We start from the raw sequence: 12,552 nt of genomic DNA on the forward strand, positions 1-12,552 counted from the left end.
TTCCCGAACCGGCCCGGGATCAGAGCGCCTCGAAGATGCCGGCGGCGCCCATGCCGGTGCCGATGCACATCGTCACCATCCCGTACTTCTGCTGGCGGCGGCGCATGCCATGCACGATGGTCGCCGTACGCACTGCGCCGGTGGCACCGAGGGGGTGTCCGAGCGCGATCGCGCCGCCCAGCGGATTGACCTTGGCGGGGTCGAGCTCGCTGTCACGGATCACGGCCAAGGCCTGCGCAGCGAATGCTTCGTTGAGCTCGATCCAGTCGAGCTGGTCCTTGGTGAGGCCGGCCTGACGCAGTGCCTTGGGAATCGCCGCGATCGGGCCGATGCCCATCACTTCCGGGCGCACGCCGGCCACCGAGAAGCTGACGAAGCGCGCGAGCGGAGTGAGGCCGTAGTCCTTGATCGCCTGCTCGGACGCCACCAGCACGGCGCCGGCGCCGTCCGACATCTGCGAGCTGTTGCCGGCGGTGACGGTGCCGCCGAACTGGCCATTGCGGAAGACCGGCCGCAGCTTCGCCAGCCCCTCGATCGTCGAGCCGGCACGCGGGCCCTCGTCGGTATCGACCAGGGTCCTGCGCAGTCGGATCGTGTTGCCGTCGAGGTCGGGCAGGTGGGACACCACCTCCAGCGGCGAGATCTCGTCGCGGAACTCACCGGCCTCGATTGCACGCAGTGCCTTCAGATGCGACTCGAGCGCGAACGCGTCCTGGTCCTCGCGGCTGATCTTCCACTCCTCGGCGACCTTCTCGGCGGTGATGCCCATGCCGTAGGCGATCGCCACGTTCTCTTCCTTCTCGAACACGCTGGGCGCCAGGGCGACCTTGTTGCCCATCATCGGAACCATCGTCATCGACTCGGTGCCGCCGGCCAGTACCAGGTCGGCCTGTCCCAGGCGGATCTGGTCCGCCGCCAGCGCGACCGCCTGCAGCCCCGAGGAGCAGAACCGGTTGATGGTCTGCGCGGCGATGGTGTTGGGCAGCCCGGCGAGCAGGACGCCGATGCGCGCGACGTTCATACCCTGCTCGCCCTCAGGCATCGCGCAGCCGATGATGGCGTCCTCGATGCGACTGGTGTCGATCCCCGGCGCCTGCGCGACCACCGCCTTGAGTACGTGGGCGAGCATGTCGTCGGGGCGGGTGTTGCGGAACGCGCCACGTGCCTTGGCGACCGGTGTACGGGTGGCGGCGACGATGTAGGCGTCCTGGACTTGCCTGTTTGCGGTTTGCTTGGTCATCTGTATGTCCTCGTCGTCGCTCAGTTGCGCAGCGGCTTGCCGGTCTTGAGCATGTGGGCGATGCGTTCCTGGGTCTTGGGCATCTGCGCCAGCGCCACGAAATGTTCGCGCTCCAGTCGCAGCAGCCAGGCTTCATCAACCACCGAATGCCGGTCGACTTCGCCGCCGCACAGCACGGTCGCGATCCGGGTGGCGATCTCGTAGTCGTGGGCGGAGATGAAGCGGCCCTCGAGCATGTTCACCAGCATCATCTTGAACGTCGCGATGCCGACATCGCCGGCAACCCGGATCGCGCGGGCGGGCAGGGGCGGGCGGTATCCCGATTCGGCCAGCGCACGGGCCTGCGCCTTGGCCACGTGCAGCAGTTCGAACGCATTGAAGACGACGACGTCGTCCTTGCGCGCGAGCTGGAGCGACTTGGCTTCCATCGCCGAGGTCGCGACCTTGGCCATCGCCACGGTTTCGAACACGGTCTTGAGCCCGGCAAACACGTCACCGTCGGGGCCCGCCGCGTCGGACGCACGCACGGCCAGCTCCTTCAGGCCGCCACCGGCCGGCAGCAGGCCGACGCCCGCCTCGACCAGGCCGATGTAGCTTTCCAGCCCCAGCACGGTGCGGGCCGAGTGCATCTGGAACTCGCAGCCGCCGCCGAGCGCCAGGCCGCGCACCGCCGCCACCACCGGCACCAGCGAGTACTTGATCGCCTGGCTGGTGCGCTGGAAGTTGGCGACCATCGCGTCGAAGCCCGCCACGTCGCCCGCCTGCAGCAGCCCCAGCGCGCCGGCCAGGTCCGCCCCTGCCGAGAACGGCTCCTTCGGCTGCCAGATCACGAGCCCCCGGAAGTCGCGTTCGGCGATCCGCACCGCTTCCTGCAAGCCATTGAGGACGTGGTCGTTGACCGTGTGCATCTTGGTCTTGAAGCTGACCACCGCGATGTCGTCGGACGCACCGTCGGCACCCTGGTCGATCCACATCCGCACGCCTTCGTTCTCGAACACGGTGCGGCCCTGGGACGCCTTCTCGCCGAGCAACGCGTCGGGGAAGCGCTGGCGCTCATACACCGGGTTGGACGAGCGCGGCACCATGGTGTCGCGGCCGGGGCTGTAGCTCCCGTCGCTGGTGTGCACCGCGTCGCGGCCGTCGAACACCCAATCGGGCAGGGAGGCGCTGCTCATCGCGTCGCCGGCGACGATGTCCTCGGCGATCCACTCGGCAACCTGCTTCCAGCCCGCGGCCTGCCAGCTCTCGAACGGACCAACGGACCAGCCGTAGCCCCAGCGCATCGCGAAGTCGACGTCGCGCGCGGTCTCGGCGATGTCCTTGAGGTGGTAGGCGCTGTAATGGAAGGTGTCGCGAAAGCAGCTCCACAGGAACTTCGCCTGCGGGTGCGCGCTGGCCCGCAGGGCCGCGAACTTCGCGGCCGGGTCACGCTCCTTCAGCAGCGCGGCGACTTCGGGGTCCAAGCTGTTGTCGGACGCGCGGTAGTCCTGCGCCTGCACATCCAACACCAGGATGTCCTTGCCCTTCTTGGTGTAGAAGCCGGCACCGGTCTTCGCACCGAGCGCGCCCTTCTCGACCAGGCCAGACAGCCACTTGGGCGCCTTGAAATACTTGTGCCACGGGTCTTCCGGCAGGGTGTCGGCCATGGTCTTGATGACGTGGACCATGGTGTCCAGCCCGACCACGTCGGCGGTCCTATAGGTTGCCGACTTCGGCCGGCCGATCGCCGGGCCGGTCAGCGCGTCAACGGTGTCGAAGCCGAGCTTGAACTGCGTGGTGTGGTGCATCGCCGCCAGCATCGAGAACACGCCGATGCGGTTTCCGATGAAGTTCGGTGTGTCCTTGGCGATCACAACGCCCTTGCCGAGCGTCGTGGTCAGGAATGCCTCCAGCCCCCGCAGCACGGCTGCGTCTGTGCTGCGCGCCGGGATCAGCTCGGCCAGGTGCATGTAGCGCGGCGGGTTGAAGAAGTGCACGCCGCAGAACCGGTGGCGCATCTCCTCGGGCAGTACCTCGGCAAGCTTGTTGATGCCCAGGCCGGAGGTGTTGCTGGCCAGCACCGCGTGGGCCGGCACGTGCGGGGCGATCTTGCGGTACAGGTCCTGCTTCCAGTCCATCCGCTCGGCGATCGCCTCGATCACCAGGTCGCAATCCTCCAGCAACGCCAGGCCGGTGTCGTAGTTGGCCGCGGTGATGCGCCGGGCGAGCGCCTTGTCCGCCAGCGGCGCGGGGCTCAGCTTTGCCAGGCCCGCAATCGCCTTGTTGGCGATGCCGTTGGGATCACCTTCCTTGGCCGGGAGGTCGAACAGCACGGTGTCGACCCCGGCATTGGTCAGGTGGGCGGCGATCTGCGCGCCCATGACGCCCGCGCCAAGCACCGCTGCGCGACGTACAAGCAATTTGTCAGACATGTCTTGTAACTCCATGGAAATACGGGGTTCAGCTCTTGAATCCGGCGGCCGCGAACCGGATCAACTCGCGCGCGCAGCGTTCGCGGTGGGCTTTCTCGCCGACGCCGGCCGGCCGCTTGATGAGGCCGAAATCGGCCATCGCGTAGGTCAGCGCGCCGGCCAGGAAATCCAGCCGCCAGTACAGCTCTTCCTTGCTCAGGCCGGGGACACAGCCCGCAATCGCCTTGGCAAACTCGCGCAGGACATGCCCGTAGTGGTCGGACAGGAACTTGCGCAGGGTGTCGTTCTTCTCGGCGTAAGCGCGGGCGACAACCCGCACGAACGCACCGCCGCCGTGGCGGTCCTGCGCAAGCGCCAGGGCGGGCTCGACAAAAGCCGCGAGGATCGGCTCCAGCTCGCCGGGATGCTGCGTGATGGCGGCTTTCAGCGCGTCGATCCGCTGCCGGCTCATGTCGTCCATGCGACGGCGGAACACCTCGTTGACGAGGTTTTCCTTGCTGCCGAAGTGGTAGTTGACCGCCGCGATGTTGACATCGGCGCGGCTGGTGACCTGGCGGAGCGAGGTGCCGGCAAACCCGAACTGGGCGAACAGTTCCTCGGCGGCGCCGAGGATCCGGTCCTTGGTGGAGAAGTGGGTGGTGGTGGCCATCTCGGGGTCGCGGGCTCGTCATGAATCAAACGCTTGTTTGATGCTAGGCCGATGCAAGTGAACCGTCAATTGCCGGGACCGGCGGATAAGCGAAAATCCGTGCAATCCCGACCGCCAATCCGGTAGCATTACCGCAGCCATATCGGCTAAACCCGCGTCCTGACGCGGGTTTTTCTGTTATCCTCGGGCGCGTACCGATACCTTATGACGGCCGCGACCCGCCAACCGGAGACATCCCCATGGCGCTGGAGCGCACCCTGTCCATCATCAAGCCCGATGCCGTCGCCAAGAACGTCATCGGCGAGATCTACACCCGCTTCGAGAAGGCCGGCCTGAAGGTCGTCGCCTCGAAGATGAAGCACCTGTCCAAGGCGGAGGCCGAAGGGTTCTACGCCGTCCACCGCGAGCGTCCGTTCTTCGGTGCGCTGGTCGAGTTCATGATTTCCGGCCCGGTGATGATCCAGGTGCTGGAGGGCGAGGGTGCGGTGCTGAAGAACCGCGACCTGATGGGTGCCACCAACCCGAAGGACGCCGCCGCCGGCACCATCCGCGCGGACTTTGCCGACAGCATCGACGCCAACGCCGTGCACGGTTCGGACAGCCTGGAGAACGCCGCGAACGAGATCGCGTACTTCTTCCCGGCGACGGACGTCTACGCTCGCTGATCAACACGTAACACCAGGCCATGACCACCCGCGACAACGCCATCGACATCGTCCTCGCCACCGCATCGCCCGAAGCGGCCACGCGGGGCACGGCAGCGCCTGCGGGAGACAAGGCCGGCAATGCCGCGGCGGGGTCGAAGACCAACATCTTCGACCTCGACCGCGTCTCGCTCGAGGACTTCTTCGAAAACGTCCTGGGCGAGAAGCGCTACCGCGCGCACCAGGTGATGAAGTGGATCCACCATCGCTACGTCACCGATTTCGACCAGATGACGGACCTCGGCAAGGCGCTGCGCGCCAAGCTGCACGAGCACGCCGAAGTCCGCGCGCCGATGGTCCTGCTGGAGAAGCCTTCCACCGACGGCACCATCAAGTGGCTGATCGGCATGGACCCGAAGAACGCCATCGAGGCGGTCTACATCCCCGACAAGGGCCGCGGCACGCTGTGCGTGTCCAGCCAGGTGGGCTGCGCGCTCAACTGCACCTTCTGCTCCACCGCCACCCAGGGCTTCAACCGCAATTTGACCACCGCCGAGGTCATCGGCCAGGTCTGGATTGCCGCCCGCCAGCTCGGCAACCTGCCGCACCAGCAGCGCAAGCTGACCAACGTGGTGATGATGGGCATGGGCGAGCCGCTCATGAATTTCGATAACGTCGTGCGCGCGATGAGCATCATGCGCGACGACCTGGGTTACGGCCTTGCCAACAAGCGGGTGACCCTGTCGACCTCCGGCCTGGTCCCGCAGATCGACCAGCTCGGCCAGGCCAGCGATGTCTCGCTGGCGGTGTCGCTGCATGCGCCCAACGATGCGCTGCGGACCGAGTTGATCCCGCTCAACAAGAAATACCCGATCGCCGAGCTGATGGCGGCCTGCCAGCGCTACGTCAAGCGTAAGCCGCGCTCCTCGATCACCTTCGAGTACACCCTGATGAAGGGCGTCAACGACCAGCCCCAGCATGCGCGCGAGCTCGCTCGGCTGATGCGGCAGTTCGACAACGCGGTCCAGATGAAGGACGCCGCGAAGGTCAACCTGATTCCGTTCAACCCGTTCCCCGGCACGCAGTTCGAGCGGTCGCCGGAGGACGACATCCGCGCGTTCCAGAAGTTGCTGCAGGATGCGCGCGTGCTGACGACCGTCCGCCGGACCCGCGGTGACGACATCGATGCCGCCTGCGGGCAGCTCAAGGGCCAGGTGATGGACAGGACCCGTCGCCAGGCGGAGTTCCGCAAGACACTCGCGGAGCGGGGGATCGACGATGCGGCCGCTTGAGCGCGGCACTGCACGGCGTGTGGAGTGGGGGTTGTGCGTATTGATGCTGCTGGCTGCCTCAGGCTGCAACCGCCTCACCTTCGTAAAGCCCGACCTCGGGCGGGGCGACTTCCATCGCACGGCACCGGAACTGGACATCCGCACCGATAATCGCCAGGACGGTGCCCGCAAGGCGTTGCAACAGGCCCAGGCCGCGTTTGCTGCCGGTCGGATCGACGAGGCGGGCGCGTTTGCCGACGAGGCGCTGAAGCAGGACCCGGGCTCGGCGGCGGCACACACCGTACGGGCGGTCGTCGCCGACCGGCGGGGCGAGGTCGCCAGCGCGGGGGATCATTACCGCCGCGCCGTGGAGCTGGCGCCACACCAGGGCGCCATGTTCAACAATTACGGCACCTGGCTGTGCGCGAATGGCCGCCCGGTCGAATCGCTCGAGTGGTTCCAGCGGGCGTTGGCCGACCCCAATTATCCGCGCCGGACCACTGCGATGGCCAACGCCGGCGCCTGCGCGATCGATGCCGGGCAGACCGAAGCGGGGGTCGAGCTGTTGGAGTCCGCGTTGCAGTCCGATCCTGAGAACCCGGTGGCATTGGGTGCGATGGCACGCCACGAGTTCAGCGCCGGCCGGGCCTTCCAGGCGCGCGCGTTCTCGCAGCGTCGGTTGGCGGCGGCACCGGCGGATCCGGCCGCGTTGTTGCTTGCGTCACAAATCGAACAGAAACTCGGCGACAAGGAGGCCGCCGACCGATACGTTCAACGGCTGCGGGCGGAGTTCCCGGCGACGTCGGGCTCCGGAACAGGGGATGACGGGAAACGATGATGCAGTCGAACCAGACGACGCCAGAAAGCGGCGACAGCTGTGGTGCCCGCCTTCGGCAGGCACGGGAGCAGGCGGGCATGTCCCGCGAGCAGGTTTCCGCCCGGCTGAAAATGCCCGTGCGGGTCATCGATGCACTTGAATCCGACGATTGGGCCGTCATCGGCGCCCCGGTGTTCGTCCGCGGCCAGCTGCGCAGCTATGCACGCCTGATGCGCATCGACCTGGAGGCCGACCTCGTCCAGGCCCAGGTTGGCCCGGTCGCACCGCCCGAGCTGGTCAGCCACAGCCACATCCCCCGGTACCGCCACCTGCTGGAGCAGGGCACCCGGCGTGCGGTGTACATCGCGATCACCGCGGTCATTGCCGTGCCGGTGTGGCTGGCGACCCATCCGCACCTTTCCAACGACCCGCAGGTCGAGTCGCTGGACGTGCCGGCGTCACTGTCCGAGGCCTCCCCGCCCGAGCCGGCTGCACCCCCCCAGCGCACGCCGTTGATCGCCTCGATGGGCACCATGCGCGGCGCGCCGGCCCAGCGCCAGTCGGCGCCGGCACTGTCGCTCGCGTTCGAGGGGGAAAGCTGGGTGCAGGTGTTTGCGCCCGACGGCAGCTCGCTGGAGAAGGGTCTGCTGGATGCCGGCGATCGCCGCACCTACGACAAGGGCGATGTCGGTCGCATCGTCCTCGGCAACACCTCTGCGGTGAAGGTGCTCAGCGCAGGCGAGCCTGTCGACCTGGCGCCATTCAGCCGCGCGAACGTGGCCCGCTTTACGCTATCCTCTGACGGTTCCCTCGCGCCGGTCGTCGACTGACCCGACGGGTCCGACCCACCGGCCCGCCCTGCGGGCTCGTCCGTAATCAATCGACTCCGGCCCACGGCCGGGGCGGGATAGCAGCTACCGCATGGCAATAGACGACCTGCTCGACGAACACGAACAAAGCGAACGCGTCCTTGAGTGGCTGCGTACCAACGGCGCCGGCCTGATTGGCGGCATCGTCCTGGGCCTGGCGGCCATTGGCGGCTGGAAGTGGTGGCAGCAGCACGACCTGCAGCAGGACCTCGCCGCGGCCGACAGCTATCACGCTGCGGTCAGCGCAATCGAAGCCAATGATGAGCAGGCCGCCGCCAAGGTCGCGGCGCTGGAAGATGGCGTGTTCGCCAACCTCTCCGCGCTGGAGCTGGCGGCCGCCCAGGTCGACGCCGGTGAGATCGACAAGGCCATCGTGACGCTACGCGCGATCAAACCGGGCAACCCGGCCGTGGCCGACGTCGTCAACCAGCGGCTGGCCCGGTTGCTGATCGCGACCGACCAGGCCGATGCGGCGCTGGCATCGCTTGCCGATGCAAGCACGCCGTCCGCGCTGGAGGTCCGTGGCGACGCGCAGCAGGCGCTGGGCCGAACCGAACAGGCGCGCGAGGACTACGCGCAGGCATTGGCGGCACTCGACGTCGCCGCGCCGCAGCGCCAGTTGCTCGAGCTCAAGCTGATGGAAGTCGGCGGTACGCCCACCACCCCCGAGGCGAAGTCCTGATGAAGCAAGTATCGATTCCGCTTTCCGGCGCATGCGCGCCGGCGGCCGTGCTGCGCGTTTCCGCGCTGGCGCTCTGCGTGCTCGCCGTGTCCGGCTGCAGCACCGTCAAGGGATGGTTCGACGGCAAGGACAAGGACAACACCAAGCCGGCCGCACTGACCGAATTCACCCCAACCGCATCCGTCAGCGAGCTGTGGTCGGTGGACGCGGGCAAGGGCGAGGGCGCGCTGGGCGCGCGGCAGCATCCGGCCATCGCCGACGGTCGGGTCTACGCGGCTGCGGTCGGAGGCGGCGTGCACGCGTTCGAGCTGCAGTCCGGCAAGCGCGTCTGGCATTACGAAAGCGAATTGCGCCTGAGTGGCGGTCCCGGTGTTGGTGAGGGCCTGGTCGCGGTCGGCAGCCTCGACGGCGACGTGATCGCCCTCGACGCGGCCACCGGTGAGGAGCGCTGGCGGGCAAAGGTCGGCAACGAGATCATCGCAGAGCCCGCGGTGGGGCTGGGGATGGTGTTCGTCCGCTCCAACGACGGTCGGCTGACCGCGTTTGACGCGGCCACCGGCGAACGCCGTTGGTTCTGGAACCGCGACGTGCCATCGCTGTCGGTCCGTGGCAACGACGCACCGGTGCTCGGCCCGGGCTATGTTTTCGTTGGCAGCGACGATGGCAGCGTGGCCGCGCTGGCCGCCGCGGACGGGCGTCCGCTGTGGGAGCAGGCGGTGGGCCAGCAGGAGGGGCGCACCGAGCTCGACCGCATGGCCGACGTCGACGGTACCCCGGTCCTGGACGACACCACGCTGCTGGCGACCAGTTACGACGGCCGCACGATGGCTATCGATGCCCCGTCCGGCCAGCCGATGTGGCTTAGCGACCAGGGTGGCCCCGGCCGGGTCGCCGCCGCCGACAGCGTGGTCGTCGTCAGCTCCGCCGACGGCAGCGTCCATGGATTGGACAAGCGCGGCGGCACCGCGCTCTGGACCCAGGCGGCCCTGGCCCGTCGCAACCTGACGGCACCCGCGATCCACGGTGGCTACGCGGTCGTCGGCGACTACGACGGCTACCTGCACTGGATGGACCTCGGGACCGGCGCATTCGTCGCCCGTGCCCGCGCCGGCGGCGATGCCCTGCGCGGCGTGCCGGTGGTGGATGGCGACATCCTCGTCGTGCAGGACGTCGACGGCGAACTGAGCGCCTTCCGCGTCGCCCAGTAACCGATTGGCGAAAACCCGGGACGGCGGCCGATAATGGACGACACCGTCCGTCCGGCCGCCGTCCCTGTTTCCGGGGACCGGCGACTCCACGTGTCGACGCGGTATGTTTGCCGCATCGCCTTCCGCATTACGCCCCCAACCGGCTGAATCCATGCTTCCGCTCGTCGCGCTCGTTGGTCGACCCAACGTCGGCAAATCCACCCTGTTCAATGCGCTCACGCGTACCCGCGACGCGCTGGTCCACGACCAGCCGGGGGTGACGCGCGACCGCCACTACGGCGTGTGCCGGCCCGAGGGACAGCGCCACTTCGCACTGGTGGATACCGGGGGCATCGCCGGCGAGGACGAAGGCCTGGTCGGCGCCACCACCCGCCAGGCGCGGGCGGCGGCGACCGAGGCCGACCTGGTGCTGTTCATCGTGGACGGGCGCGAGGGCGCCTCGGCGATGGACGACGAGATCCTGGCCTGGTTGCGCAAGACCGCGCGGCCAACCGTGCTGGTTGTCAACAAGACCGACGGCATCGACACCGAGGCGGCGATCAACGAGTTTGCCCGTTACGGCATCCGCGACGTCGTCGCGACCTCTTCGGCGCACCGACAGGGCATCGACGACCTCATCGACGAGATCGTCGCCCGGCTGCCGGAGGAGGGCGCGACCAGCGAGCTCGACACCGATCCGTCGCGCATCCGGGTCGCCTTCATCGGCCGCCCCAACGTGGGCAAGTCCACGCTGGTGAACCGCCTGCTCGGCGAGGAACGGATGATCGCGTCCGACGTGCCCGGCACGACCCGCGACTCGGTCGCCATCGACATGGAGCGCGACGGGCGCCTGTATCGCCTGATCGACACTGCCGGCCTGCGCCGCAAGTCGCGTGTCGACGAGGCCGTCGAGAAGTTCTCCATCATCAAGACCCTGCAGGCGATCGAGCAGTGCCAGGTCGCGGTGGTGATGCTCGACGCGGGCGAGGGCGTCACCGACCAGGATGCCAGTGTGCTGGGCTACGCGCTCGACGCCGGCCGCGCGCTCGTGGTCGCGGTGAACAAGTGGGACGGGCAGAGCGACTACCAGCGCCAGCAGGCCGAAGCGCTGCTGGCCCGCAAGCTTTCCTTCGTGGACTGGGCCGAGGCGGTGCGCATCAGCGCCAAGCACGGTTCGGGCTTGCGCGAGCTGTTCAACGCCATCCACCGGGCCCATGAGTCGGCCACGCGCGAATTCAGCACCAGCGAGATCACCCGCGCGGTGGAGATCGCCTACGAGGCCAACCCACCGCCGGTGGTGCGTGGCCATGTCGCCAAGCTGCGGTTCGCGCATCCGGTGGGCAGCAACCCGCCGACGTTCGCGATCCACGGCAACCGCCTGCGCACCCTGAGCGAAACCTACAAGCGCTACCTCGAGAACTTCTTCCGCAAGCGCTTCAAGCTGGTCGGCACGCCCGTGCGCTTCATCTTCAAGGAAGGCAGCAACCCGTACGAGGGCAAGAAGAACGTGCTGACCGACAAGCAGGTCGCAAAGAAGCGCCGCCTGATCCGGCACGTCAAGCGGGGCAAGTAGGAGTCGGTTAGCACATGGCGGTCGACACCATCACCCCAGCCGAGGCCCGTCGCCGCCAGCTCGGGGGTGCCGTGCTCATCGATGTCCGCGAGCCGGACGAACGCGCACTCGGCATGGCCGAAGGGGCGCTGGGCGTGGCGCGTGGCGAGCTGGAAGCCTCCCCCGGGGCGGTGTTGCCCGACGCCGATCGCGAGATCGTTCTCATCTGCGAGGTGGGCGGGCGATCCCTCCAGGCGGCCGAGGCTCTGGCGCAGGCCGGCTATTGCCGCGTCGCGTCGGTCGAAGGTGGCACGCGCCAGTGGCGGCTCGACGACCTGCCACTGGTGGTCGCCCACGGTGACCTGGACTTCAACGACCGCTACTCGCGGCACCTCCGCCTGCCCGAGGTCGGCGAGGCCGGTCAGCGACGGCTGCAACAGGCGACGGTCGCCGTGGTGGGCGCCGGCGGACTGGGTTCCCCGGCCGCCTACTACCTCGCCGCGGCCGGCGTCGGCACGCTGCGCCTGGCAGACGACGACGTGGTCGACCGCAGCAACCTGCAGCGGCAGATCCTGCACACCGACGCGCGGATCGGCGTGCCCAAGGTCGAGTCGGCCCGCATGTCGCTGGAAGCGCTCAATCCGACCATCCGCGTCATCGGCATGCGCGAGCGCATCACCGCCGAGAACGTCGAAAGGCTGATCGCGGATGCGGACGTGGTGCTCGACGGCGCGGACAATTTCCCGGTGCGTTACCTGCTCAACGACGCCTGCGTGAAGCTTGGCAAGCCATTGGTGTACGGGGCGGTTCATCGTTTCAATGGCCAGGTCAGCGTTTTCGATGCGGGGCGCCACCGCGGCCAGGCGCCGTGCTATCGCTGCCTGTTCCCCGAACCCCCGCCGCCGGAGGCCGCACCGAACTGCAGCGAAGCCGGCGTGCTGGGCGTGCTCCCGGGGGTCATCGGAATGCTGCAGGCAACCGAGGTCGTGAAGCTCATCCTCGGCATCGGCGAGCCGCTGGCCGGGCGGCTGCTGCAGTTCGACGCGCTGTCGATGCGCTTCCACGAGACCCGCCTGCAGGCCGATCCCGGCTGCACCGTCTGTGCACCAGGCGTACCGTTCCCCGGGTACATCGACTACCAGCAGTTCTGCGCGGGCTGACCGCAGCGCACAGGTGCGGCTGCACCTCCCGCTCACGCGACGCCCGGACCATGCGGGGATAGACGCACGG

11 protein-coding genes are annotated in these 12,552 nt (G+C 68.2%); 8 read left to right on the forward strand and 3 right to left on the reverse strand.

Annotated elements, in window-relative coordinates; genetic code table 11:
• Positions 1–19: 19 nt before the first annotated feature.
• Genes KOD61_RS06655 through KOD61_RS06665 form a run of 3 tightly spaced genes read right to left on the reverse strand, consistent with a single transcriptional unit; the run spans position 20 to position 4,300 of the window.
• Positions 20–1,240 (reverse strand): acetyl-CoA C-acyltransferase, encoded by a 1,221-nt coding sequence (locus tag KOD61_RS06655; protein WP_215217953.1) that lies wholly within the window; start codon positions 1,238–1,240, stop codon positions 20–22.
• A 20-nt stretch (positions 1,241–1,260) separates the two neighbouring features.
• Entirely contained in the window at positions 1,261–3,651 is a 2,391-nt protein-coding gene (locus tag KOD61_RS06660) for a 3-hydroxyacyl-CoA dehydrogenase/enoyl-CoA hydratase family protein (RefSeq protein ID WP_215217954.1), read from the reverse strand.
• A 28-nt stretch (positions 3,652–3,679) separates the two neighbouring features.
• On the reverse strand, positions 3,680–4,300 hold the full coding sequence (locus KOD61_RS06665; RefSeq protein WP_215217955.1) for a TetR/AcrR family transcriptional regulator: 621 nt from the start codon (positions 4,298–4,300) through the stop codon (positions 3,680–3,682).
• Between the two features lie 239 nt (positions 4,301–4,539).
• Here KOD61_RS06665 and ndk point away from each other — a divergent pair, with 239 nt between their 5' ends.
• From ndk to moeB, 8 genes are all read left to right on the forward strand, one after another.
• Positions 4,540–4,965: a nucleoside-diphosphate kinase gene (ndk, locus tag KOD61_RS06670; RefSeq protein WP_215217956.1), complete on the forward strand. Its 426-nt coding sequence runs from the start codon at positions 4,540–4,542 to the stop codon at positions 4,963–4,965.
• Positions 4,966–4,985: 20 nt separating this feature from the next.
• Positions 4,986–6,236: a 23S rRNA (adenine(2503)-C(2))-methyltransferase RlmN gene (gene rlmN, locus KOD61_RS06675; RefSeq protein ID WP_215217957.1), complete on the forward strand. Its 1,251-nt coding sequence runs from the start codon at positions 4,986–4,988 to the stop codon at positions 6,234–6,236.
• A gap of 43 nt (positions 6,237–6,279) precedes the next feature.
• Complete coding sequence (pilW, locus tag KOD61_RS06680) at positions 6,280–7,053, forward strand: type IV pilus biogenesis/stability protein PilW (protein ID WP_215217958.1); 774 nt, start codon at positions 6,280–6,282, stop codon at positions 7,051–7,053.
• The gene (locus KOD61_RS06685) at positions 7,053–7,862 is read left to right on the forward strand and encodes a helix-turn-helix domain-containing protein (RefSeq protein WP_215217959.1); all 810 of its coding nucleotides are present in this window, start codon (positions 7,053–7,055) and stop codon (positions 7,860–7,862) included. Before pilW ends, KOD61_RS06685 begins: the two co-directional genes overlap by 1 nt.
• Positions 7,863–7,953: 91 nt before the next feature.
• A complete protein-coding gene (locus KOD61_RS06690) occupies positions 7,954–8,583 on the forward strand; it encodes a YfgM family protein (RefSeq protein WP_215217960.1) in 630 nt (209 codons plus the stop codon).
• Entirely contained in the window at positions 8,583–9,791 is a 1,209-nt protein-coding gene (bamB, locus tag KOD61_RS06695; RefSeq protein WP_215217961.1) for an outer membrane protein assembly factor BamB, read from the forward strand. The genes KOD61_RS06690 and bamB overlap by 1 nt, the downstream gene beginning before the upstream one ends.
• Positions 9,792–9,942: 151 nt before the next feature.
• Entirely contained in the window at positions 9,943–11,343 is a 1,401-nt protein-coding gene (gene der, locus KOD61_RS06700; RefSeq protein WP_215217962.1) for a ribosome biogenesis GTPase Der, read from the forward strand.
• Positions 11,344–11,357: 14 nt separating this feature from the next.
• Positions 11,358–12,482, forward strand: coding sequence for a molybdopterin-synthase adenylyltransferase MoeB (gene moeB, locus KOD61_RS06705; RefSeq protein ID WP_215217963.1), 1,125 nt, complete (start codon positions 11,358–11,360; stop codon positions 12,480–12,482).
• Positions 12,483–12,552: the final 70 nt, after the last annotated feature.

This window comes from Lysobacter luteus (assembly GCF_907164845.1).
Taxonomy (GTDB): Bacteria; Pseudomonadota; Gammaproteobacteria; order Xanthomonadales; family Xanthomonadaceae; genus Novilysobacter; species Novilysobacter luteus.

Bases quoted from the DNA above. Each gene is read 5' to 3' on its own strand.
- KOD61_RS06690 (WP_215217960.1), top strand. From the start codon at position 7,954: ATGGCAATAGACGACCTGCTCGACGAACACGAACAAAGCGAACGCGTC.
- bamB (WP_215217961.1), top strand. From the start codon at position 8,583: ATGAAGCAAGTATCGATTCCGCTTTCCGGCGCATGCGCGCCGGCGGCC.
- KOD61_RS06685 (WP_215217959.1), top strand. From the start codon at position 7,053: ATGCAGTCGAACCAGACGACGCCAGAAAGCGGCGACAGCTGTGGTGCC.
- der (WP_215217962.1), top strand. From the start codon at position 9,943: ATGCTTCCGCTCGTCGCGCTCGTTGGTCGACCCAACGTCGGCAAATCC.
- moeB (WP_215217963.1), top strand. From the start codon at position 11,358: ATGGCGGTCGACACCATCACCCCAGCCGAGGCCCGTCGCCGCCAGCTC.
- pilW (WP_215217958.1), top strand. From the start codon at position 6,280: ATGCTGCTGGCTGCCTCAGGCTGCAACCGCCTCACCTTCGTAAAGCCC.
- rlmN (WP_215217957.1), top strand. From the start codon at position 4,986: ATGACCACCCGCGACAACGCCATCGACATCGTCCTCGCCACCGCATCG.
- ndk (WP_215217956.1), top strand. From the start codon at position 4,540: ATGGCGCTGGAGCGCACCCTGTCCATCATCAAGCCCGATGCCGTCGCC.
- KOD61_RS06660 (WP_215217954.1), bottom strand. From the start codon at position 3,651: ATGTCTGACAAATTGCTTGTACGTCGCGCAGCGGTGCTTGGCGCGGGC.
- KOD61_RS06665 (WP_215217955.1), bottom strand. From the start codon at position 4,300: ATGGCCACCACCACCCACTTCTCCACCAAGGACCGGATCCTCGGCGCC.
- KOD61_RS06655 (WP_215217953.1), bottom strand. From the start codon at position 1,240: ATGACCAAGCAAACCGCAAACAGGCAAGTCCAGGACGCCTACATCGTC.